This window comes from Nonomuraea sp. NPDC059023 (assembly GCF_042740095.1).
In the GTDB taxonomy this organism is placed as follows: Bacteria; Actinomycetota; Actinomycetes; order Streptosporangiales; family Streptosporangiaceae; genus Nonomuraea.
On sequence record NZ_JBHYIO010000016.1, the window covers coordinates 1 to 21,569 of the forward strand.

Annotated in this window: 20 protein-coding genes; 11 read left to right on the forward strand and 9 right to left on the reverse strand. The window is 67.3% G+C overall.

What is annotated here, in order from left to right:
* A partial coding sequence (locus ACFWYW_RS26075) for a hypothetical protein (protein WP_379641094.1) occupies positions 1 to 509 on the forward strand: 509 nt, incomplete at its 5' end.
* Positions 510 to 1,778: 1,269 nt separating this feature from the next.
* On the forward strand, positions 1,779 to 3,449 hold the full coding sequence (locus ACFWYW_RS26080; RefSeq protein ID WP_379614707.1) for a TROVE domain-containing protein: 1,671 nt from the start codon (positions 1,779 to 1,781) through the stop codon (positions 3,447 to 3,449).
* Between the two features lie 174 nt (positions 3,450 to 3,623).
* Here the strand turns inward: ACFWYW_RS26080 and ACFWYW_RS26085 are convergent, their stop codons facing one another.
* Positions 3,624 to 4,559 carry a zinc-binding dehydrogenase gene (locus ACFWYW_RS26085; RefSeq protein ID WP_379614705.1) on the reverse strand — a complete coding sequence of 312 codons (936 nt, stop codon included), beginning with the start codon at positions 4,557 to 4,559 and terminating at the stop codon, positions 3,624 to 3,626.
* 92 nt (positions 4,560 to 4,651) lie between these two features.
* Between ACFWYW_RS26085 and ACFWYW_RS26090 the strand changes: the two genes are divergently transcribed.
* Positions 4,652 to 5,416 carry a TetR/AcrR family transcriptional regulator C-terminal domain-containing protein gene (locus ACFWYW_RS26090; protein ID WP_379614703.1) on the forward strand — a complete coding sequence of 255 codons (765 nt, stop codon included), beginning with the start codon at positions 4,652 to 4,654 and terminating at the stop codon, positions 5,414 to 5,416.
* 827 nt (positions 5,417 to 6,243) lie between these two features.
* On the opposite strand, the gene ACFWYW_RS26095 is transcribed toward ACFWYW_RS26090, so the two are convergent.
* The 5 genes from ACFWYW_RS26095 to ACFWYW_RS26115 form a co-directional block, all read right to left on the reverse strand.
* On the reverse strand, positions 6,244 to 6,753 hold the full coding sequence (locus ACFWYW_RS26095) for a hypothetical protein (RefSeq protein ID WP_379614701.1): 510 nt from the start codon (positions 6,751 to 6,753) through the stop codon (positions 6,244 to 6,246).
* A gap of 79 nt (positions 6,754 to 6,832) precedes the next feature.
* On the reverse strand, positions 6,833 to 7,024 hold the full coding sequence (locus ACFWYW_RS26100; RefSeq protein ID WP_379614699.1) for a hypothetical protein: 192 nt from the start codon (positions 7,022 to 7,024) through the stop codon (positions 6,833 to 6,835).
* A gap of 1,879 nt (positions 7,025 to 8,903) precedes the next feature.
* On the reverse strand, positions 8,904 to 10,499 hold the full coding sequence (locus ACFWYW_RS26105) for a GMC oxidoreductase (RefSeq protein ID WP_379614697.1): 1,596 nt from the start codon (positions 10,497 to 10,499) through the stop codon (positions 8,904 to 8,906).
* Between the two features lie 199 nt (positions 10,500 to 10,698).
* A complete protein-coding gene (locus ACFWYW_RS26110) occupies positions 10,699 to 11,196 on the reverse strand; it encodes a carboxymuconolactone decarboxylase family protein (RefSeq protein WP_379614695.1) in 498 nt (165 codons plus the stop codon).
* 48 nt (positions 11,197 to 11,244) lie between these two features.
* A complete protein-coding gene (locus ACFWYW_RS26115) occupies positions 11,245 to 12,306 on the reverse strand; it encodes a dihydrodipicolinate reductase (protein ID WP_379614693.1) in 1,062 nt (353 codons plus the stop codon).
* Between the two features lie 67 nt (positions 12,307 to 12,373).
* On the opposite strand from ACFWYW_RS26115, the gene ACFWYW_RS26120 reads away from it, so the two are divergent.
* On the forward strand, positions 12,374 to 12,736 hold the full coding sequence (locus tag ACFWYW_RS26120) for a MerR family transcriptional regulator (protein ID WP_379614691.1): 363 nt from the start codon (positions 12,374 to 12,376) through the stop codon (positions 12,734 to 12,736).
* A 559-nt stretch (positions 12,737 to 13,295) separates the two neighbouring features.
* Positions 13,296 to 13,670, forward strand: coding sequence for a CHRD domain-containing protein (locus ACFWYW_RS26125; RefSeq protein WP_379641086.1), 375 nt, complete (start codon positions 13,296 to 13,298; stop codon positions 13,668 to 13,670).
* A gap of 198 nt (positions 13,671 to 13,868) precedes the next feature.
* Here ACFWYW_RS26125 and ACFWYW_RS26130 read toward each other — a convergent pair whose 3' ends face one another.
* Positions 13,869 to 14,237, reverse strand: a complete 369-nt coding sequence (locus tag ACFWYW_RS26130) for a ClpX C4-type zinc finger protein (RefSeq protein ID WP_379614687.1) — start codon at positions 14,235 to 14,237, stop codon at positions 13,869 to 13,871.
* Between the two features lie 17 nt (positions 14,238 to 14,254).
* Positions 14,255 to 14,593 (reverse strand): hypothetical protein, encoded by a 339-nt coding sequence (locus ACFWYW_RS26135; protein WP_379614685.1) that lies wholly within the window; start codon positions 14,591 to 14,593, stop codon positions 14,255 to 14,257.
* Between the two features lie 311 nt (positions 14,594 to 14,904).
* On the opposite strand from ACFWYW_RS26135, the gene ACFWYW_RS26140 reads away from it, so the two are divergent.
* The 4 genes from ACFWYW_RS26140 to ACFWYW_RS26155 all read left to right on the forward strand — a co-directional run bounded on the left by ACFWYW_RS26140 (position 14,905) and on the right by ACFWYW_RS26155 (position 19,326).
* Entirely contained in the window at positions 14,905 to 16,725 is a 1,821-nt protein-coding gene (locus tag ACFWYW_RS26140) for a glycosyltransferase family 2 protein (protein WP_379614683.1), read from the forward strand.
* An 88-nt stretch (positions 16,726 to 16,813) separates the two neighbouring features.
* Positions 16,814 to 17,824 (forward strand): energy-coupling factor ABC transporter permease, encoded by a 1,011-nt coding sequence (locus ACFWYW_RS26145; RefSeq protein ID WP_379614681.1) that lies wholly within the window; start codon positions 16,814 to 16,816, stop codon positions 17,822 to 17,824.
* Between the two features lie 3 nt (positions 17,825 to 17,827).
* Positions 17,828 to 18,586: a cobalt ECF transporter T component CbiQ gene (gene cbiQ, locus ACFWYW_RS26150; RefSeq protein WP_379614679.1), complete on the forward strand. Its 759-nt coding sequence runs from the start codon at positions 17,828 to 17,830 to the stop codon at positions 18,584 to 18,586.
* Entirely contained in the window at positions 18,583 to 19,326 is a 744-nt protein-coding gene (locus ACFWYW_RS26155; RefSeq protein WP_379614677.1) for an energy-coupling factor ABC transporter ATP-binding protein, read from the forward strand. Before cbiQ ends, ACFWYW_RS26155 begins: the two co-directional genes overlap by 4 nt.
* Here ACFWYW_RS26155 and ACFWYW_RS26160 read toward each other — a convergent pair.
* A complete protein-coding gene (locus tag ACFWYW_RS26160) occupies positions 19,304 to 20,320 on the reverse strand; it encodes a potassium channel family protein (RefSeq protein WP_379614675.1) in 1,017 nt (338 codons plus the stop codon). The two genes, ACFWYW_RS26155 and ACFWYW_RS26160, sit on opposite strands and share 23 nt — an antisense overlap.
* A 77-nt stretch (positions 20,321 to 20,397) precedes the next feature.
* Here ACFWYW_RS26160 and ACFWYW_RS26165 point away from each other — a divergent pair, with 77 nt between their 5' ends.
* The gene (locus tag ACFWYW_RS26165; protein WP_379614673.1) at positions 20,398 to 20,736 is read left to right on the forward strand and encodes an STAS domain-containing protein; all 339 of its coding nucleotides are present in this window, start codon (positions 20,398 to 20,400) and stop codon (positions 20,734 to 20,736) included.
* Between the two features lie 59 nt (positions 20,737 to 20,795).
* Positions 20,796 to 21,569: an SDR family NAD(P)-dependent oxidoreductase gene (locus ACFWYW_RS26170; RefSeq protein ID WP_379614671.1), complete on the forward strand. Its 774-nt coding sequence runs from the start codon at positions 20,796 to 20,798 to the stop codon at positions 21,567 to 21,569.

Below are 21,569 nucleotides of genomic sequence, written 5' to 3' on the forward strand. Positions count from 1 at the left end.
CCCCTGGCTACACGCCTACAATCACCACCGCGGCCACACCGCACTCGGCGGCCAACCACCCGCCAACCGCGTACCTAACCTCTCAGGACAGAACAGCTAGGGCTCAGCACTATACCCAGATTCGGGAAGCACGTCGGACGGCCTACCTTGAGTTCTTAGAGCAGGCCCACATCACTGGCGAGCTCTACTACAGGCTCGGCAACATCTACATCCAAGTGACGCAGCAGCAGGAGCAGTTAGTAAGGATTCAGGACTTACGTACGGCTCTGCGGAACGCCTATGATCCGCTGGCTCGATGCGCCAGGGTAGTTCTCCTCGGAGGGCCGGAAGTCATTGCCGAAAGGGTAGAAGCTGTTAAGCGGGCGGCAACTGATGCCAACGGAGCACTGTGGTTCATTGCGCAAGAGGCCCCGGAAGCGCGCTCCCGTTTCGACAACGCCCACCAGGCGTTCCGCGACCAGCTGCAGAGCTTCATCGAAACGGCCCGAACTACCATAGGTTCCCCGTAACGGGGCTGTCCTAGAAAGCCAAGCGTGCCCGCGCTCTTGTGGCGGCACCTGGCCTCCAGGTCTGGGCAGGTCGAAAGCCGGGGATATGGATGCCCTGAATTTCTCCGAGCTCGTGCGGGTGCGTCTATTCGGAGTCACCGTCGCGAACGGTCCGAGCTGCGACTCGGTTACGCGATGGAAGAGCTGGGAAGCCGCGTCGACATCGACCCTGCCTCCGACGAAGTTCCTTTTGCACGGCGCGTGGGCGAACGGCTCGTACGTGTCGTGGAGAGGGTCGATAGTGACGACACCACAGAGCGTGTGGGAGCGGAGTTCGTATTCGACTTGGGGTCTGTACTCGCGGAGACGTTCGGCGGGGATCTACGGCTGACCGATTGCAGATTCGATGTGGTCTTCCGCTCCTCGGGCCGGGTGCTCTTGCCATCGAGATGGCATGGCTGAGGTCGAATCTCGGACGTTCGTGGACGACGGTGGACTCATCTCAGGAGCGGCGTTTCCATTTGCCAGACGGTTGCTAGATCAACTCACGCGGGCGGGGGAGCGCCTTCGGACGAGTAGGTGTGTGCCCTGGTAGAGAGTTTCGGTGGCGGGATGATGGCCGTGGCCGATCCGTCCGATATTCAGGTGTGCCGCGGCACGCTGATCGATACCGTAGGAGACAGTTCACGGGACCTGAAGGGCGCGGGTCGAAGAGCGTCGGTTGTCTTCAACGCATCTGCGCTTCTCCCGGGTCGTGTGAGCTGGTCAGGTCTGGTGCTGGCGCGGGTCGAAGTCTCGTCGGTTATCCACTGTTAATGGAGAGGTTGCGGGTTCGAGTCCCGTCGGAGGCCTGGGTCTCCGTAGCTCAATTGGCAGAGCTCTTAATGCCGGTGGGCGCACCTACATCCGTGTCAGTTCCAGACCTGATCGCTCGTCAGCTCTGCCGGCGGTACGGGTCGAATCTCTATCGGTTATCGCCTCCCATGCGGGTGACGCAGGTTCGAATCCTGCCGGGCCGGCCACGTCGGCCTGTCGTCTAGCGGCCAAGGACGCCTTAACACCGGTGAGTCCCCCACATCCGTTCCGCCGGCAGGGCTGACGAGTAGGGGAGCGGGTCGAAGGTCGTCGGTTATCGGGATCAGAAGGTCGCAGGTTCGAATCCTGCTCACCCGAAGTTTCGGGTGGTGGCGCAGTTTGGTAGCGCGTCTGATTTACTCGGCGGTCATCACCACATCCGCTCCCCTTCGTCATATCCGCCCATTGGGCGGGTCGAATCGAAGGAGCGCATCCATGGCCGTACGTGATCCCCTCGCGAATGTCTCCGCGATCGTCACCCCGCAGACGCAGCCGATCCCCGGCCGCGACGACCAGGTGAAGAACGCCGCCGGCGGCTACGTCTTCGACAAGGACCTGTGGGCCAAGGTGGAGGACTTCCTCATCCTCGGCACCACGGGCGGCACCTACTACGTGAGCGAGAAGAAGCTCACCGGCGACAATGCCGGCGTGCTGTTCTCCGCCATCGCCGAGGACGGCCCGCGGGTTGTCCGGCTGCTCACCGAGATCTCGACGGCTCGCCCGCCGCGGGCTCCGAAGCCGCGTCCTGCTCTGTTCGCGCTGGCCGCGTGCTACGCCATGGGTGATCCGGACACCCGGCAGGCGGCGAAGGTCGCGCTGGCGAAGGTCGCCCGCACCACCGACCACCTGGCCCAGTTCTTCGGCTACTACAAGAACCTGGGTGGAAAGCGGACCGGCCGAGGCACGGCGCCCACGGTCGGCCGTTCGCTGCGTACGGCGCTCGGTTCCTGGTTCCTGGCCGGCGACGCCGACAGCGTGGCGTTCAAGGCGTGCAAGGCTCGCCAGCGGAAGACGCCTCAGGGTGAGACGTTCGACCTGCGGGATGTGTTGCGCATCGCTCACCCGGCAGCCGATAACGGCCAGCGCAAGGTTCTGTTCGGCTGGATCGCCGGCAATGTCGCCGACGATGAGGCCCGCGCCGAGCTGCCCGCGGTGGACCGGTTCCTGACCGCGAAGGCCGCCACCACGCCGGCCGAAGCGGTCCGGGTCGTCACGGAGGCGAACGTGCCGTGGGAGTTCCTGCCGGACGCGATGCTGCGCGAGAGCACGGTGTGGGAGGCGTTGATCGAGACGGTCGGCCTGACCGCCCTGATCCGCAACCTGGCCCGCATGACACGCATCGGCGCCCTCAAGCCGATGTCGGAGGCGACTTCGCGGGCGGTGCTGCGGCTTACGGACCGGGAGGCGATCTTGCGCGCCCGGATCCACCCGATGGACGCGTGGCTCGCCATGCGCGTTTACGGCTCCGGCCGGGCGCAGCCCAACCCGCGCGCCGACGTCCAGACCTGGAAGCCCGTACCTGCGATTCTGGACGCGCTGGAGGAGACGTACGAGCTGGCCTTCGGCACCGTCGAGCCGTCCGGCAAGCGGCTGCTGATCGCAGTGGACTCATCCGGATCCATGAGCAGCCAATGGAGTAGCGGCGTCGTCGTGGGCGGCTCCACCATCGGCTCCCCGTACGAGGTCGGCTGTGCCATGGCCGTCATGCTGTCCCGCATCGAGAAGGGCAACGTGCACGTCATCGATGTGGACACGAGCGTCCACGCCTCGAAGGTGACGCCGCGTACCAACCTGCGCGAGATCGCACGGTGGCGGCCCTCGGGCGGCGGAACCGACCTGTCGCTGCCGTTCACCTGGGCGAAGCGGGAGAGGCTCAACGTGGACGGCATCGTCGTGTTCACCGACAACGAGACCTGGGCCGGCCGCTCACACCCGGCACAGGCTCTGGCCGCCTACCGCCGTTCCGTCAGCCCGGCCGCCCGTGTGGTTGTGGCCGCGATGACCGCGGCGGGCTACTCGGTCGGCGACCCCAAGGACGACGGCGTCCTGAACGTCGCAGGGATGGACGCTTCACTGCCGCTCATCGTCAACGGATTCGTGCGCTGACCTGGGCAATGCAAAATCGGACTTCAGCGTACGCATGCCCTTGGCCTGGAGAGATCCCGGTCAAGGGCTTTGCCGGTTGGGGGTGAAGTCATACCTCGCGCCAGCAGGTCGAGACGGACGTGGCCGCCAACAAGGCGATGGCGGAGGCTCAGGGCGCTCGCTGGCAGAAGGTCCTTAACGGGGCGGCTCCAGGGTCACCTTGATCGCTCCTGCGGATCTGTCGCGGGCGACTCGGAACGCTTCGGCGGCGGCGTTCAGCGGGAATCGGTGGGTGATGACGGTTTCTGCGATCTCGGGCCGGGTGGCGAGCATGTCCGCGGCCTGGCCGAACTCGCGCACGCCGCCGGGTCGGCCGTAGGCCATGGCGTTGATGTAGGTCAGTTCCTTGATGAGGCTGTGTGCCGCCGGGATGCCGATGGTGTCGTTGTAGACGCCCAGCACGATGATCCGTGCGCCGGCCGCGGCCAGTTCGGCGCATCGGGCCAGGCCTGATGAGCTGCCGGCGGCGTCGATGACGACGTCGTACGTGCCCTGCGGGCGTCCTGCGCCGAGGTGCTTCGCGGCTGACGTCTGGTGCTCGTAGCGGGCTTCCAGATCGACGTCGAAGCCCAGGTGGCGCGCAACGGCGGCCGCGAGGAGCGCGATGGATCCTCCGCCGACGATGACGACCCTCTCATCGGGGCGCAATCCGGCTTTCCGCACGCCGTGCCATGCGACGGCGGCGGGTTCCACCAGGCAGGCATCCTGTACGGGCAGGGCGGCGGGCAGCGGTAGCAGTGTGTATTCCGGGACCACCACGGACTCCGCCATTCCGCCATCCCGGAAGATGCCCAGCGTGCCGTGCATCGGGTCGGCGCAGCGCTGGGTGTTGCCCGCCGCGCATTCCGGGCAACGACCGCAGTAGATGGATGGCTCTACCACGAAGGCGGCACCGTCGACCGTACCGGCGAATTCATGGCCGTATGTGAAGCCTTGGTGGCCGTTCGCGACGAACGCGACATCCGTGCCGCAGATTCCGGCCGATGCGACGTCCAGCCGGACGCCCGGTCCCTCCGGGTCGGCCACGTCCTGCACCCGGATCCCATCGGCGGTGTTCCTGACAGCCAGCACTCTGTTTCCTCCCGCTTCTTAAGCAAACGTCGTTTGCTTAAGCTAGGCGATCTCGTTTTGCTTCTGCAAGGCATGGGAGGCTGAACTTCGACATGACACGAGAGAAGCCCAGCTCACCGGACCGCGCCCGCGTCTCATCGCCGGACCCGCCGGGCTCCGCATCCTGGTGGCTCGCGCGCGGCGAGCCGTCCACGCGCAGGCGGCGGAACCGGATGCTTTCGCTGGAGTCGATCGCCGACACCGCGCTACGGCTGCTGGACGAGCACGGCATCGAGGCGATGACCATGCGGCGGCTCGCCGAGGACCTGGGGTGCAACCAGTCCTCTCTGTATCGGCACGTCCGCAGCCGGGACGAACTGACGATCATCGTGGCCGACCGAGCCATCCGGCTGGGGCTGCGACCACCGCCCCCGGGTCTGGACTGGCGGTCGGAGGCGGAGTGGCTGGCGCGTGCTTTCCGCGCTTTTCTTCTCGGGCATCCCTCCGTTGCCTTGCTTCTGCGTGGCACCGAGCGGCTTGGTCCGAATTCGCTCCAAGGGGTGGAGGTCGCGGTCGATCGGTTCATCGGCGCGGGTCTGAGTCCGAGGCACGCGATGGCGGCCGCGGGGGCGTTGGCCACGTTGATCATCGGTTCTGTGCAGTTCAATCTCTATCTTGACGCCACCGATCCTGGGGAACAGCAGGCCCGTCAGACGCTTTATGAACGTCTCGACCCGCAGACCCATCCCAGGATGGTGCGGCATGCCACCGATATCGCCGGGGTGGGGAGTGATGAGGAATTCGAGTTCGGGCTGAAGATGTTTCTGGACGGCATCGCGGTCGCGGTCCGTGGTACGACGGGTCAGCTCGATATGTGACGTCGCCATGGTCAGAAGGATGACCAGTTGGGCGCTACCGATTACCGTCCGGGAGTTCCGGCACCTGGCTGCCGGCAGTGCGGCCCGTCAGGTCAGGATGCGCCGTTGGTTGTAGAGCCGTTCGAGGCTGGCCGACGGAATAACGTATTCACCGCCCTCGGACGTATCGACCTGGTAGCGGATTGGCCGGCACCAGCCTGGTCGTTCTGCGGCAGGCCATGTGCATCAATCCCGACAGTCTTGTATCGGCAGAATGAGTCGCCCGCGTTGTGGCAGATACGGGATGGACCTGGTTCGAGAACTCTGCGGTTGCTCGCGACGACTACGGAGGCGACCTGGCCGCTTGCTTCGAGCACATTCGGACTGGTGTGCGGACTATCGTGACCAATCGGCTCCCCGAAGAGATCCTTTTCGGGTAGCGAACTAAAGCGAGTGGTAGCTCGGCACAGCACGGAAGTCGGACCAATCGCACTATCCGACCGGCCCGCGCGGAGCATCCGTGCAGCTCAGCCTTATAGGCAGAGCATGTTACATTCGCTCTTTTGCTGCGTTGCTCATTGAGCACGGTTATGACCGGCTGCCAGCGGCCCGACCAAAGCCCAGGCTAGGACACGGACCGGTCCGTGAAGCAGCAAGGGTGGAGTTACTCTGCACTGCCTTGTGCTCTCCACTCCGAATCTCATGCGGGTAGTCTGCTTATTCGGAGTGGAGAGCACGGTCGGAGGGCAAGGCAAGCTACGCGTTCCTACCGGCAACGGCCGCTAGAAACCCGCGCTACAGCCATGCCGATTGAAACTGAGCGTCCGGATGGCATACTTGCGCCGACATCAGACCCTCGCCTTTTTCGGTCGTCCCACGCGTCGGCGGTCCCATCTATCTAGGAAATCCTGAACGCTTCGTAGCGTGAATACTGGCCCCATCGCCAAGCGGGCTATGGGAGCTGGGAAGTCTGCCCGCGTCTCCGCTAGCTCTCGTACCCTCTGCCGGGACACCTGCAGGAGGCTGGCAATCTCGGCGTACCCTACCAGCTGCAGGAAATCTCTTGGTATCGACGAATCGTCGCCTTCCCGCCATGCGGTGATGCCAACGTAAGTCAGCACATCTCCCAGAATCTCTCTTGCGTTCTTGGTGAAGAGCTTCTCGCCTTGATTGATGGCATCCTGCTCATCAGATGATTCGAGATCGAATTCTACGATTAGTTGCCCTGTCGCGACGTCATCCGACATGGTCGGATAGCCCGGTAGGGCATGAACCACTTCTTCTCGCTGTTCGTCAGTCAGTCCCGCGGCGCTCACAGCTACGATTATGATGCGCCAGAGGGTGAGCGATGAGTTCATGAGATGGTTCTCCTGAATCTTTGTGACATTAAGGATGGAATGGGGTCGCGCGTCGTCTCGCGACCCCGGGGAAGCAGGACTAGCTATCCATCGCGGAGAGGTCCATACCGCCTCTGCGCAGGGTGTTGATCAAGTTCGACCACTCCCTCGGCGTCTCGGGCGTCCTCGGGAAGGTCATCGTCTGACCGTCCTTCCGGAAGTACCAGCCGCCTTTCAGGCTTTGCCACGCATCGAACTCCTGCTCCTTTGCCACCCGGAGGAGGCGATCCATCCGATCCATCACGTATGTCGCTTCCTGTGCAGACTACCCGTTAGTCCTTGACACTGACAAGGGAGAAGCGTAATCCTTTACACAGACAAGGTCAACTTAGGGGCGTGCCTGCCCCTCGACAGCTTCCGTGGCCAGCTTCGGCCAGGCGAAGGCCATGGGGGATTTCGGAGACTGGGCCACCTTGCTAATCCGGACCCGCTCACCCACCGAGCGGCAGGGTGGACCGGTGTCGACCGGCGCGGGACATATGCGGGATGATCTTAAAGGCGGAGCGGGCTACAGTAGCCGTCCGTTCAGCTCACACCCTGCAAACCGGCCCTGTGACTGTCGCTCTCCTAAAGCGGGTGCTCCTTGACTCCCGCGGGCTGGGTTAGGTTGCCGGGCGATCAGCTGCCGCGTGGCTTCCGTTGCTCGCGCCTTGGCTGCCCTGCGGTACGGGACCGCTTGCCATGGAGACATGCAGGGCTCTCGCCCTCTGCCGTACGGCACGCACGTACGGCAACGCCCCAGCCAGTGGCTCATCACCACGAACCGGCGCGGCCACGCCTTAGCCACCCGCCGCTGACTCGTAACAGCGCCTTGAGCGATGCTTGTCGATCGTTCTGATCGGCACGTTGCAGTCTTCGAGTGCAACGGGTATCGAGGTGTCTATCCGCTGGTGCTTCCTCGCCTCAGTATTGGCGCGCGGGCTTACAGCGCCTACTGAAACGTCAACCGTACCAATCACGTCGGCTTTGCCGTCGACGGAGAAAAGGTTTTGTCCTTAACGCTATGTACGCCGAAGAGGCGATGGGCCTGCCGGGCTGGGAACGGCAGCCGCAGGTGCGAGAGGTCCTTCCCTATTTCGATTGGCGGAAGGGGGAGAGTTGCTGGGCTGCCGCTCTTCCGGCTGCAGAGCTGGCTACCGACGTGAGGCTGAGCGAGGAATGGATTGCCGGAGCCTCATCCTTCATCACGGGGGCGGCCGAAGATCTGCATTGCTATCCGCTCTGCGCGCCCGTGCCGCTGTACCGCGGGACCTGTTCCGGAGGGGGCCTCGGGTGAAGTGTGGAACGGCGTGCATTCCGACCGCTGCCCGGGGGTGACGTAGGGGGTCGGCTTCGCTCCAGGAACCGATTTGGGTGGGGTACGTGACGTGGAATCGGTCGTCGTCGCCGGCCGTACGGCTGAGTGGGGACGAGGGTGTGCTTTGGGTTGGGTCTGGTTGGGGGTGGGGTGTGCGCGTACGGTGGCGGCACGCCTGGGGAGTCCTTTTGGTCCGCTGTCGGCGGTTTGGGCTTCTCGTGGTGATGGGGACCCCGGTGGCTTCGGCCCGCGGGCGTGGAAGGGCCCACCCGCGCTTCGGTGATTGGGCGGGTGAGACCGGCTGTGGTCGGCGTTGCGGATGGTGCGCAGGGGAAATGCCAAGGAAGATGTACGGTGGGCAGACCTTGCACCGGCTCTGACGTGCGAAAATGGTCAAATGGGGGATAGGGAAGAAATCTATCTTCGGGTAGACCCAAACGATTCACTGCGTGACGCGTACGACGACCTTTTCGTCAGGACCCAGCCGGGGGCACTGGAGCATCGGGAGTACCTCGCGGGCCGCTATTGGATCATCTTTCGGGATACCGGGCAGACCCGAGACGGGACCGATGGCAACATCGTTCGCATCTTCGAACTCACGACGAAGGTCGTGCGCACCGCGCACTAGCCGAAAAGTGGCCGCGCCGCGTCTTTCTGGGCAGATGGCACATGTGGCGCATCTTGCCATTCACCTGCGGACTCGTGAGGCGGGTGGGAAAGATGATGGCATCCGCTGACCCGGTCAAGGGCGAAGCGGACACCCCCGGCTCAGGAGATCTTGCAGATTCATACCCTGGGCCGGGGGTGGCGGTGATCAGAGGTCAGTGGCGATGATGGTGTCGATGTTGCGTTCGGCCAGGGCGGTGATGGTGACGAACGGGTTCACGCTGGTGTTGCCTGGGATCAGCGCGCCGTCGATGACGTAGAGGCCGGGGTAGGCGGTCAGGCGGCCGTAGTTGTCGGTGGCTTTGTTGAGTACGGCGCCGCCGAGCGGGTGGTACGTGAGATGATCGCCCCAGATCTTGTAGACGCCGAACAGGTCGGTCCGGTAGATCGTGCCCTCTTTCGCGTTGATCTTGTCGAAGATCGTTTTGGCCATGTCGATGGACGGCTGTTTCCAGGATGTCTGCCAGTTAAGATCCACCGAGCTCGTCGCGGAATTCCAGGTGAAGGCGGCCCTGTTCGGATTCTTGGTGATCGAGAGATAGAACGAGGCGAACGTTTCGATTCCCGTCGGCAGCGGGGCGACCTCGGCGAAGGCGCCACCGGCCGACCAGTTGTCTATGCCGGAACAGGGGATCGTCGACTGGAGTTTGCCGGTCGGGTCCCAGAGGTGGTTGGCGCGGCCGCACATGACGTTGCCGTTGTCGCCCCAGCCCTTGCCGATCTCGTTGTTCAGGTTGGGTAACGCGCCGGTGGCCTTCAGCTTCACCAGGAGCTTGCTGGTCCCGACGCTGCCCGCCGCGAAGAAGACGCGGTCGGCGGTGACGGTCTTGGTGGCGGTGGTGGCGCCGCTGGTGTTGAGCTGGTCGATGACGACGGTGTAGCCGCCGCCGGACGCGGGGGTGACAGAGGTGACCTTGTGGAGAGCGGAGATGGTGACCCTGCCGGTCGCCTTGGCGCGGGCCAGGTAGGTCTGTTGCAGGGATTTCTTGCCGTGGTTGTTGCCGTAAAGGATCTCTCCGGCCAGGGCTGACTTGGTGGCCGTTCCGGCGGCCTCCCGCTTCATGTAGTCCCAGTCGTAGACGTCGGGAACGAAGACGAACGGGAATCCTGAGCGCTGTGCGTGCTTACGGCCGACGCGCGAGTACTGGTAGCAGGCGGTGCTGTCGAACCAAGCGGGGTCGATGAGGCCGACGCCCAGACCGGCGTTGGCGCGGGGGTAGTAGGTGGCGTACATCTCGTCGGCGTTCACCGAGGGAAGCACCGTGGCGAAGTTCTCGCGCTTGGGCGTCACTGCCATGCCGCCGTTCACCAGGGAGCCGCCGCCGACGCCGCGGCCCTGGTAGACGGTGATGCCGCTGAACTCCTCCGCGTCGAGGATGCCCGTGTAGCGAGGGATGTCGCGGTCGATGGGGAAGCCGAGGAAGTAGTTGAGGGGGGCCTTGGTACGTGTGCGCAGCCAGTAGGAGCGCTGGTCGGGGGAGAGCGTGTTGCAGAAGATCTTGCCATCGGGGCCTGGCGTGTCCCACGCCATCCCCATTTCCACCATGTGTACGGCCACGCCCGCCTCTGCCAGGCGAAGGGCGGCGACGGCTCCGCCGTACCCGGTGCCGATCACCAGGGCGGGCACGCGCTCGCCCGAGGTGATGACGGCGGCGCGGGCCGCGGGGGCACGACCGGCCAGGACCGCGGCGCCCAGGAGAGAACCGGTTCCAGCGATGAAGCCACGACGGGAGACACCCGACATGTACCACTCCTCACTCTCGACGGATTCGCGCCTTGACATCACTTGGTGCGGGCGGGTTCGCCATGGGCCGGCTTTGTCGCGGTGGGCGAGGGCTCGCACGGGATTCACTCGGTGGTGGGCTCGGGTTCGTGCTTGGGCGGTTTGTGTGTCTTCGGCTGCGTGGTGGGCGTCGGGCCGGGTGAGGTCGCGGCTTCGGCGCTCATTTCCCGGCGGGCGAGGCTCCGCTGGGCAGCTTGCACACGGTGTCGAGGCCGAGCACCCGGTTGAGGCGGCCGAACGCCAGCCAGGAGCCGATGCTCATGCTCAGTTCGACGATTTCGAGCTGGGTGTAGTGGGCCGTCATCCGGTCCCAGAACTCGTCGTCGAGGGCGTGGTGGTCGAGGGCGTAGCGCTCGGCGTACTCGGCGGCCAGGCGGGTGCGCTCGTCGAAGGCGTCGGTGGTGGGCCAGTCGGTCACGGCGTCGGCGAAGGTGTCCTCGACCTTCTGCCCGTCGCGCTCGGTCCGCCAGTCGAGGCAGAAGACACAGCCGTTGATCTGCGCGATCCGCAGCCGGGCCGCCTCGAACTCGCGCAGCCCGAGCGTGGTGTGGGCGTACACCGACAGCGAGAAGTGCGAGGCGGCGGGGCCGATTCCGGGCACCATCTCGCCCCAGACGTACTCGATGGCGTCCTTGCCTTCGGGAATGTCGATCCTCATGTCAGCCTCTCCGGGCCCGCGAGCGTGGCGGCGACGCGGTGCCGGTCGTCATGTCAGCTTTCCGGGCCTCAGGGGTACGTCGAGGGCGTCGTAGAGGCCGGGTTCCGCGGCCAGGAGCCAGTCGATGGCGCCGATCAGCCTGCCGACGGCGGTGGCGTTGCCGCCCGCGGAGCGGTTGCCGTCCTCGTCGGTGGCCTCGACCGTGACCTCGATCCGCGGGCGGCCCTCGATGACCACCCGGTGCGCGCCGACGCCGTCCGGCGGTGTGGGCCAGTCGGGCGCGCAGGAGGCGTGGATGCGGGTGACGTGCTCGATGACGATGCGGGGCGCGCCGCCGATGACGCCCTGGACCTCGAAGCGGACCGCGCCCTGGGTGCCGGCGTCGAACTTGCCCATCGTCACCGTGCTCACCGTCGCGTCGAGCGCCCGCCGCTCGACGGTCTCGCGGATCTCGTCGAGGTCTACGCCGAGGGCGCGGGCCATGAGCCGTATCTGCCCGCCCCAGACCATGGACGGAATCGTGGGCGCGAGCATGGGCGGCTCGTAGTCCATCGGCTGGCCCATGCCGACCAGGTAGCGGACGGAGTCCTCCTGGTCGTAGGTGGAGTAGTCGAAGATCTCCTGGCAGCGGATGACGTCCACGACGGAGCCGAGGCCGCTGATCAGCAGCGGCAGCACGTCGTTGCCCCAGCCGGGGTCGACGCCGGAGACGAACAGCGAGCCGCCGCCCTCGGCGATGGCCGACAGCACGGGCTCACGGAGTTCGGGCGGGGCGTTGCGCTGGTCGTAGAGGGCGTAGAGAGAGGGGGTGACGACGACGGCGCCGGCCCGGATGGCCTTGACGATGTCGGCGAGCGCCTCGTCTGGGCGGATTTCGCCGGAGGCGGCGTACACGACGGCGTCCGGACGGGCCGACAACGCGGCTTCGGCGTCGGCGCTCGCGGTGACGCCGAGGTCGCGGCCGAGGCCGGCGAGTTCTCCGGCGTCGTGGCCGACCTTGTCGGGATTGTGGACGATCACTGCGGCGAGTTCGAGATCCGGGTTGGCCTCGACGGCGCGGATGGCCGCGCGGCCGACATTGCCGGTACCCCAGACCATCGTGGAGACCATGGGCGGAGCGTAGCAAGCGCTTGGTTCGGTGTACAGGGCCTACCATCGGGGTCGGAGGGGGATTGGGATGAAGATCGGCGAGCTGGCCAGACGGGCCGGTGTGAGCGAGCGGTCGCTGCGTTACTACGAGCAGCAGGGCCTGCTGGTGGCCGGCCGTACGCCCGGCGGGCACCGCGACTACCCCGAGAGCGCGGTCGACCGGGTCATCCGGATTCAGGAGCTGTTCGCCGCGGGGCTGCACAGCAGGAAGATCGCGCGCGTGCTGCCCTGCATGCGCGACTCCGACGGTGGTCCCGCCGCCATCGCCACTCCCGCGCTGGTGGACGAACTCACGCTGGAACGCGACCGGATCGACCGGATGATCGCCGACCTGGTCCGCTCCCGCGAGGTCCTCAACGACGTGATCGCCACGGCCGCGGGCAGCGACTGACGGACTCGCCGCGGCAAGATCCGGTGGGGTAGGCCCGGTGAGGTGCCCGGCAGCGGGGCCGGTCAGGTGAGCGGTGGGGTGTCCGGTCAGGTGGTCCGGGTGGGGTGTCGGGCCGGGTGGTCCGGTGAGGCGTGCGGCGGGGTGTCGGTGTGCGTGGTCCGGTGTGGTGGGTGTCCGGCAAGGTGGTCTGGGTGGGGTGTTTGGGGAGGCGGGTGCTGTGGGGGTTCGGTGAGGTGGCGGCTGGGTGGGGGTGTGGCTGGGTGGGGGTGTGGCCCGGTGGGGAAAGGTGGCTTACCGGGTGGGCGCTTTGCCCTTACTGGGCGAACCCCGCGGCCGGACGATCCGTGCCGGGAGTGTCCCGTAGTCGGATGGGAGGAACGTTCCCATGCGCAAGCACCTGGCAGTCGTCGGCCTCACGGCGGCTGCCGCCCTTCTGGGCAGCTCCATCCCGGTGGCCGCCACTACCTCAACGGCAGCCACCACCTCAACGGCCGCCACCTCAACGGCATCCGCCACAACGGCAGTCACCACCTCAACGGCGGCTGATCATCGGCCGAGGGTGGTCAGGCTCAGTGGGAAGCAGGAAGTCCCGGGTCCCGGTGACCGGAACGGCTCCGGCACCTTCTTCTGGCGGGTCAAGGGGTGGCACCTGTGCTACGCCCTGTCCGTGAGGAAGATCCGCCCGGCCACCGCCGCCCACATCCACCGCGGCGCCAGAGGGGTGGCGGGTGACATCACCGTCACGCTCAGGACGCCGTCCGACGGGTTCTCGAAGGGCTGCGTCAGGGCGGTCAAGCGGCAGAACGCCGCCAACGCCGCCACCACGCTCACCTGGCGGGAGCTGCGCGCCATCAAGAGGTGGCCGCACAACTACTACGTCAACGTCCACAACAAGAGGTTCCCGATGGGCGCGGTACGCGGCCAGCTCCGCTGATCCCCCTGCTCCAGCTCCCCGGGGCGGCCGGGGAGCTGGAGCCCGTTCACTCGGCGGCGAGTCGTTCTGCCTCTTCGTGCAGCACCACGATCAGCGTCAACTCCAGGTGCAGGTCGCTGAGCTCCGGTGCCGCGAGGCCGTCAAGCACGCGCATGCGGGCCTCCCTTTGCTGGGAGACGCCTCAGCAGTCACAGAGGTTTACGCGGAAGGCTCTTTGAATCTTTCCCAGGCGGACTGCTTGGTCATGCTGAGGGAGGCGCCGATCCGTTCCCAGCTGACGTTACGGCTGCGCAGATGCGCGACCCAGTCACGCATGTTGTCGTTGATCTGGGCCTGGACGGCTGCGATCTTCGGCAGGTGGTCGAGGATCTGGTCGTCGCTCATGGTCTCCCACATCGGTAGCCGCGGCTCGGTGCTGTCGGCCAGCTTCTCCTCTTCGAGGATCTGGTCGCACAGGGCCACGCACGAGTCGCAGATGTGGACCCCGGGGCCGGCGATGAGCTTGGCCACCTCGGTGCTCTTCTTGTGGCAGAAGGAGCAGTGCAGCTTGTCTTTCCAGTCAGGCATGGCCTGACGCTAACTCGTCAGGCCACTCCTGACAAGCCATCGTCGAGGAGGGTTTTCCGCTCCTCGTGGATGCGGCAACACAGGGTGACGTAGGCGTCGAGCACCTTGTCGTAGGCGGCGCGCGCCTGGTCGACCTGGGCGCTGAGCGCGACGATCCGTTCGGGGTCGCCCTGGCGCTCGGCGTCCGCGAGCATCATGCGCGCCTCCAGCACGATGTCCTCAGCCCTGGTCCTGGTACGGCGGAGCAGTTCCGAACACTCGTAAAGCTCCTTCAGCCGCGCTGAAGTGAGGATGTCCTCGGCCGCGTAAAGCACCTTGGCCTGGGCCACGAGCTGCTTGTAGAGACTGGTTCCCATAACCTGCCACCTCCCGGTCAAGGTTGCCTGAGTGTAGACGCGCGAACCTTGAGCGCGGATCACGGCCGCGGCCAGGGGGTAGGGCACTGTTCCCTTCGGGGTTGTTCTTATCCCCCGGGTGGAAGAAGAGCGTTCCTGAACGGAATTCGATGCTCCGCATAGCCGCTCATTAGGTGCTTTAGCCTGAAATTTCGCCAGGTGCGGCGGAGGAAAACGGCGCACCAAGAGGCCCGATCGCCCACGCGAGAGCCGTTCCTCGTCACATACTGAAACGAAGTGCAAGCAGATTGTGACGGCTGAGGGGCGCGGCTGTGGCTGATACGACGACGGGGTGCGACGAGGATGCGGCGGACGTCAGCGTCATCATCCCGGCCCACAACTGCCGGACCTATCTGGACCGATGTCTGACCTCCGCGCTCATCCAGCGCGTGAAGAAGGAGATCGTCGTCATCGACGACGGCTCCGACGACGGCAGCGCCGAGCTTCTCGACCTCTACGCGACCTACCACCGCAGCATCGTGAAGGTGGTCCACCAGCCCTGCTCGGGCGGCGCCGGCAGGCCGCGCAACGTCGGCCTGGAACACGCCACCGGCCGCTACGTCTTCTTCTGCGACGCCGATGACTACCTCGGCGCCGAGGCGCTGGAGCGCATGGTCGCGATGGCCGACCGCAACGGCTCCGACATCGTCCTGGGCCGCATCGTCGGCCATGGCAGGCGGGCGCCGGTGTCGATGTTCCAGCGCAGCGCCGACCGGGTGGAGCTCGGCGAGAGCGCCGTCTACAACAGCCTGAGCTGCTTCAAGCTGTTCCGCAGGGAGATGCTGGAGCGCCACACGATCCGCTTCGCCGAGGATCAGCTCATCGGCGAGGACATCCAGTTCTCCGTGCACGCCTACTGCCACGCCGAGACGATCTCCGTGGTCGCCGACTACGACTGCTACCACCTCACCGCCCGCCCCGACGGCAGCAGCATCATGCAGCAGCCGGGCAGCCGCGACCCGATCTCCTGGCTCACGATGATCCGGGCCCCGATCGAGCTCATGACCCGGCACATCGAGCCGGGCCCGCTGCGCGACCACCTGCTCAGGCGGCACTTCAGGCTCGACGCCTTCGCCCAGCTCGGCGCGCCGTTCCTGGAGGCCGACGACGTCCGGCGCAAGGACATCGCGGCCGAGGTGGCCGCGCTCTGCGACGAGTACCTGACCCCGGGCGTGGCCGAGCGGCTCAACAGCACCGACCGCCAGCGCCTGGCCGCCCTCGGCGACATCGAGCGCCTGCTGCGCCTGGCCGACATCGAGAGCGCGACCGTGCTGCGGCGGCTGACCGGGCTGCGGTGGGAGGCCGAGCGGCTGCTGGTCACCGGTACGGCCCGGCTCGAAGGCATGCGCGACAACGACGGCGTCTCGGTCGTCCTGCGCGCCAGGCACGACCCGGCCGGCGAGCAGGTGGTGCCGGCCGAGTGCGAGGGCGGCGAGTTCACCGTGCGCATCGACCCGGCCCAGCTCGCCTCGGGCGTGTGGGACGCCTACGTCGCGGTCGAACTGGAGGGCGTGACCCGGCTGGGCAGGCTGGGCGCCAACCGGGAGGGCGGTATGGGCAGGCCGTCGCCCCGGCTGATCGGCAACGTGGTGGCGCTGCCGTACTTCACGAGGGACAACGGGAACCTCAGCCTCGACGTCGGCGGGCATGTGCTGGCGGTGCCGGGCAGCGTCCGCATCACCAGGACGCGCTGGGGGCTGGGGCACCGGCTGCTGCTCGACGGCGAGATCACGGTCGGCGGGTCGGCGGTGGAGGCGGGAGCCGTACGCGGGCTGGTGTGGAAGGAGCGGCGCACGGGCAGCGAGCGGACCGAGCGCGTGACCGCGCTGCCCGGCGGGGCCTTCGCGGCGCGGCCCGCGGTGGGCCGGTTCGCGCCCGGCACCTGGGACGCCTACCTGGAACTGGAGCTCGGCGGGCCGCCCGCGCGCTTCCGCATCGAGACCGGCGCGGTGGGGGTGCCGGCGGCGCGGCGCTGGTGGCGGGGCGCGGTGCTGCGGAGCGTGCGGCCGTACGCGACCTCGGGGCGTGGACGGCTGAGCACGGTCGTGCGAAAGCTGACGCCGCGGGCGATTATCCGGAGAATTCTTCGCTAAATGCCATCTATGTGCAGGTGCAAGGCGATGCCTTATCGTAAGGACGTTATCCCCCCAAAAAATCCCCCCTTACTGAGAGGCAGGAGTCGTGCACGTTCCCGATGGCTTCTTCAACGCGGCGGTGTCCATCTCCGCCGGGGTCGTCGCGGCAGCGGGGGTCGCGGTCTGCCTGCGCGGCGCCCGGCGTGAGCTCGACGACCGGACGGCGCCGATGGCGGGCCTCGTGGCGGCGTTCATCTTCGCCGTCCAGATGCTCAACTTCCCGGTGGCCGCCGGCACCAGCGGCCACCTGCTCGGCGGCGCGCTGGCCGCAATACTCGTCGGGCCGTACACAGGTGTCCTGTGCGTGGCCGTGGTGCTGCTGGTCCAGGGCCTGTTCTTCGCCGACGGCGGGCTGACCGCGCTGGGCGTCAACATCACCATCATGGGCATCGTGACCGTCCTGGTCGGCTGGGGCGTGTTCCGGCTGATCACCCGCTTCGCCGCGGGCAAGGGCGCGATCACGGTCGCCGCGTTCCTGGCCGCGCTCGTCTCCGTGCCCGCCTCGGCGCTGGCGTTCACGGCCCTGTTCGCGATCGGCGGCACCGCTCCGATCGAGGTCGGCGCGGTGGCCGCCGCGATGGGCGGCGTGCACGTCCTGATCGGCATCGGTGAGGGGCTGATCACCGCGGTGACCGTCGGCGCCGTCCTGGCGGTCCGCCCCGATCTCGTGTACGGCGCGGCCGGCCTGGCCAAGCCGCTCGTGCTCCGTGGCGCCGACGGTTCCGTCACCGAGGCTCCCGGAAAGCAGGAGACCATCCAGAAGGCCGGGGTGCGGCCGTTCGTGCTGGGCGGGCTCGGCGTGACGCTGATCCTGGCGGGCGTGGTCTCCTTCTTCGCCTCCGCCTCGCCCGACGGCCTGGAGCGGGTGGCCGAGGACAAGGGGTTCATCGACCAGACCACCGACCATCTGTTCGGCACGTGGGCGCTGGCCGACTACGGCGACGTCGGCGGCATCCCGGTGGGCGTCGCCGGCATCATCGGCGTCGGCCTGACGCTGCTGGTGGCGGCCGGCATCGCGTACGCGGTGCGCAGCCGTAAGGTCAAGGCCGGGGCGTAAGCCATGGGCGCGGGTCACCACCACCAGCTCTACCGGCCGGGCGGCTCGCTCGTGCACCGGCTGCCGCCGCAGTGCAAGCTGCTCGCGGTCCTGTCCTTCGCCATCGTGGTGGTGGCCACGCCTCGCGAGGCGTTCTGGGCGTTCGGGTGCTACGCGGTGCTGCTCGTGGCGGTGGCGGCGGTGGCGAGGGTGCCGCTGACGTTCGTCGCGCGGCGCATGGTGATCGAGCTGCCGTTCGTCCTGTTCGCCTTCCTCATCCCGGTCATCGGGATGGGGGAGCGGACCACCGTGCTCGGGCTCTCGCTGAGCGTGCCCGGTCTCTGGGCGGCCTGGAACATCCTGGCCAAGGCCTCCCTCGGGGTGCTCGCCTCGATCCTGCTGGCCGCCACGACCGAGCCGCGGGCGGTCCTCATGGGCGCGCAGCGGCTGCGGGTGCCGTCGCTGCTCGTGCAGATCGCCATGTTCATGCTGCGCTACATGGACGTGATCGTGGACGAGATGCGCAGGATGAAGGTCGCCAGGGAGTCGCGCGGGTTCGAGGCGCGCAACATGCGGCACATCCCGGTCATCGCGCGCTCGGCCGGGGCCCTGTTCATCCGCTCCTACGAGCGGGGTGAGAGAGTGCACCTGGCGATGCTGAGCCGGGGGTACGACGGCCGGATGCCGGTCGTGCAGGAGATCTCGGCCGGTGTGCGGCAATGGGCGATCGCGCTGGCGCTGCCCGGCGGGGCGCTGGCCGTACTGGGGATGATGGCGTTGTGAACTACTCGCTGGAGGTCAAGGACCTCGCCTACGCCTACCCCGACGGGACGCAGGCGTTGTTCGGGGTGGACCTGGCCGTCGGGCGCGGCGAGCGGGTCGCGCTGCTGGGGCCCAACGGCGCCGGCAAGACGACGCTCGTCATGCATCTCAACGGCATCCTCACCGCGGGGCACGGTACTGTCACCGTCGCGGGCACCCCGGTGCGCAAGGACACGGTCAAGGAGATCCGCCAGCGCGTCGGCCTGGTGTTCCAGGACCCCGACGACCAGTTGTTCATGCCGACGGTCCGCGACGACGTCGCCTTCGGCCCCGCCAACGCGGGACTGCGCGGCGAGGAGCTCGAACGCCGGGTCAAGGACGCGCTCGACCGGGTCGGCATGCTGGAGTTCGCCGACCGGCCGCCGCACCACCTGTCCTTCGGCCAGCGGCGGCGGGTGGCGGTCGCGACCGTGCTGGTCATGGAGCCGGAGATCCTCGTGCTGGACGAGCCGTCGTCCAACCTGGACCCGGCCGCGCGCAGGGAACTGGCCGAGATCCTGCGCTCGCTGGAGGTGACCGTGCTCATGGTGACGCACGACCTGCCGTACGCGCTGGAGCTGTGCGAGCGCTCGCTCATCCTGTCGGGCGGCGTGATCGCCGCCGACGGGCCCACGCGCGCGCTGCTCGCCGACCCCGACCTGCTCGCCGCGCACCGCCTTGAGCTGCCGTACGGCTTCGCTATACCCGCGGAACGTGGATGATGATCAGCCGGTCGCCGGCCTGCAGGGTCTGGGCCTGAGGGTCGGCGTAGGTCAGCAGGTCGCCGCCACGGGCCACGGCGACGACCATGCCGTCGCACTCGGCCGGCTCCTTGCCCACCTCGTCGGCGGTGACGGCGCGTTCGTACAGGTCCAGGCCCTTGCCGAAGACCAGGAAGTCCTCGATGAGCGCGCTGATCGCCGGGCTCTGCGTCGCCACGCCCAGCATCCGGCCGGCGGCCTCGGAGGAGGTGATGACCACGTCGGCGCCGCTCTGCCTGACCAGCGGGTCGTTCTCGGCCTCCCGTACCGCCGCGACGATGGTCGCCGACGGGTTGAGGCTGCGCGCCGTGAGCGTGACCAGGGCCGCGGTGTCGTCGCGCTGGACGGCGATGATGACCTGGGCGGCCGTCCTGATGCCGGCGCGGTTGAGCACCTCGCTGCGGGTGGCGTCGCCCTGCACTCCCACGAACCCGTCCGCGGTCGCCTCCTCGACCAGCGCGCGGACCGGGTCGATCACCACGATCGACTCCTTCGTGCGCTCGTTCTCCAGCAGCGTGCGGATCGCCGAGCGGCCCTTGGTGCCGTAGCCGATGATCAGCGTGTGATCGTGCAACCTGGACCTCCAGCGTCTGATCCGGAAAACGTCGCGGGTGCGTTTGGTGAGCACCTCAAGCGTGGTGCCGACCAGGATGATCAGGAAGGCCACGCGCAGCGGGGTCACCGCCACGATGTTGACGATCCGGGCGGTGTCGGTGACCGGGGTGATGTCGCCGTATCCGGTGGTGGAGAGCGAGACGGTCACGTAGTAGAGGGCATCGAGCAGCGAGACGGCGCCGTCGGCGTTGTCGTGGTAGCCGTCCAGATCGACCGCCACCAGCAGGAACATGGCGGCGAGCACGCCCAGGGCCATCGCCATGCGCCGCAGGACCGCGCGCAGAGGGCTCATCGGCGCGGAGGGCAGCTGAACGCCCGGCTCCGCCTCATCCTCCCGCATAGGGGCTGATCGTAGTTTGTGCATGCCCGCTTATCGGGGATGTCCAAGTACAGTGGCTCATCGAGGAGGGGCCGAACATGAAGCTGCGGCTTGCGCGACACTCGATGGGCGATGCCGTGGTGGTGGCCGTCGAGGGTGAACTCGATCTGTTCACCGCGCCCTTCCTGCGCGACGAGGTGCGCGATGCCATCAAGCAGGACAGTGCGCGGCTGGTGCTCGACCTGCAACAGTTGTCGTTCATGGACTCCAGCGGGCTGTCGGTGCTGATCGAGGCGTGGCGGCTGGCGACCGGCGAGGGCGGCGGCGTGTCCCTGGCCGCCCCGCAGGCGCCCGTGGCCCGCATCCTGCGTACCACCGGCCTTGACCGGCGGATCAAGGTCTACACCGACGTCGACAGCGCCGTCGGCGGCATGTGACCGCGAATTAACCCACCCCGAGTAGAACTTCATTCGGTTGTCGGGTTAGGGTCCGGGATATGGACGTCAACGGATCTGCAGCAATCATCTCCGGCGGTGCCAGCGGCCTCGGTGAGGCCACCGCCCGCGAGCTGGCCGCCCACGGCGCGACCGTGGTCATCGCCGACCTCAACGAGGAGCGCGGCAAGGCCATCGCCGACGAGCTCGGCGGAGTCTTCGTCAAGACCGACGTGTCGGACGAGGAGCAGGTGCAGGCGGCGGTGGACGCCGCCGTGGCGACCGGCAAGCCGGTCCGTGTGATCGTGAACAGCGCCGGCATCGGCTGGGCCGAGCGGACCGTCAACCGCGACGGCGCGCCGCACAGCCTCGGCAGCTACCGCAAGGTCATCGAGGTGAACCTGATCGGCACGTTCAACCTCATGCGCATCGGCGCGGCCGCCATCGCCAAGACCGAGCCCGCCTCCGAGGACGGTCACCGCGGTGTCGTCATCAACACCGCCTCCGTGGCGGCGCTGGAGGGCCAGACGGGTCAGCTCGCCTACTCCGCCTCCAAGGGCGGCATCGTGGGCATGACGGTCCCGGCCGCGCGCGACCTGGCGGCGATCGGCGTACGCGTGAACACGGTCTGCCCCGGCATCATCGACACCCCGATCTACGGCTTCTCGCCGAACTCGGAGGAGTTCAAGGCCAAGCTGGTGGCTCCGGTGGTCTTCCCGAAGCGCATGGGCCGTCCCGACGAGTTCGCCCACCTGGTCCGCTCGCTGATCGAGAACGACTACATGAACGCCGAAGTCGTCCGCTTCGACGGCGGCATCCGCTTCCAGCCCAAGTGA

Bases quoted from the DNA above. Each gene is read 5' to 3' on its own strand.
- ACFWYW_RS26110 (WP_379614695.1), bottom strand. From the start codon at position 11,196: ATGAGGATCGACATTCCCGAAGGCAAGGACGCCATCGAGTACGTCTGG.
- ACFWYW_RS26100 (WP_379614699.1), bottom strand. From the start codon at position 7,024: ATGGATCGCCTCCTCCGGGTGGCAAAGGAGCAGGAGTTCGATGCGTGG.
- cbiQ (WP_379614679.1), top strand. From the start codon at position 17,828: ATGGGCGCGGGTCACCACCACCAGCTCTACCGGCCGGGCGGCTCGCTC.
- ACFWYW_RS26130 (WP_379614687.1), bottom strand. From the start codon at position 14,237: ATGCCTGACTGGAAAGACAAGCTGCACTGCTCCTTCTGCCACAAGAAG.
- ACFWYW_RS26090 (WP_379614703.1), top strand. From the start codon at position 4,652: ATGACACGAGAGAAGCCCAGCTCACCGGACCGCGCCCGCGTCTCATCG.
- ACFWYW_RS26165 (WP_379614673.1), top strand. From the start codon at position 20,398: ATGAAGCTGCGGCTTGCGCGACACTCGATGGGCGATGCCGTGGTGGTG.
- ACFWYW_RS26080 (WP_379614707.1), top strand. From the start codon at position 1,779: ATGGCCGTACGTGATCCCCTCGCGAATGTCTCCGCGATCGTCACCCCG.
- ACFWYW_RS26135 (WP_379614685.1), bottom strand. From the start codon at position 14,593: ATGGGAACCAGTCTCTACAAGCAGCTCGTGGCCCAGGCCAAGGTGCTT.
- ACFWYW_RS26105 (WP_379614697.1), bottom strand. From the start codon at position 10,499: ATGTCGGGTGTCTCCCGTCGTGGCTTCATCGCTGGAACCGGTTCTCTC.
- ACFWYW_RS26170 (WP_379614671.1), top strand. From the start codon at position 20,796: ATGGACGTCAACGGATCTGCAGCAATCATCTCCGGCGGTGCCAGCGGC.
- ACFWYW_RS26160 (WP_379614675.1), bottom strand. From the start codon at position 20,320: ATGCGGGAGGATGAGGCGGAGCCGGGCGTTCAGCTGCCCTCCGCGCCG.
- ACFWYW_RS26120 (WP_379614691.1), top strand. From the start codon at position 12,374: ATGAAGATCGGCGAGCTGGCCAGACGGGCCGGTGTGAGCGAGCGGTCG.
- ACFWYW_RS26095 (WP_379614701.1), bottom strand. From the start codon at position 6,753: ATGAACTCATCGCTCACCCTCTGGCGCATCATAATCGTAGCTGTGAGC.
- ACFWYW_RS26115 (WP_379614693.1), bottom strand. From the start codon at position 12,306: ATGGTCTCCACGATGGTCTGGGGTACCGGCAATGTCGGCCGCGCGGCC.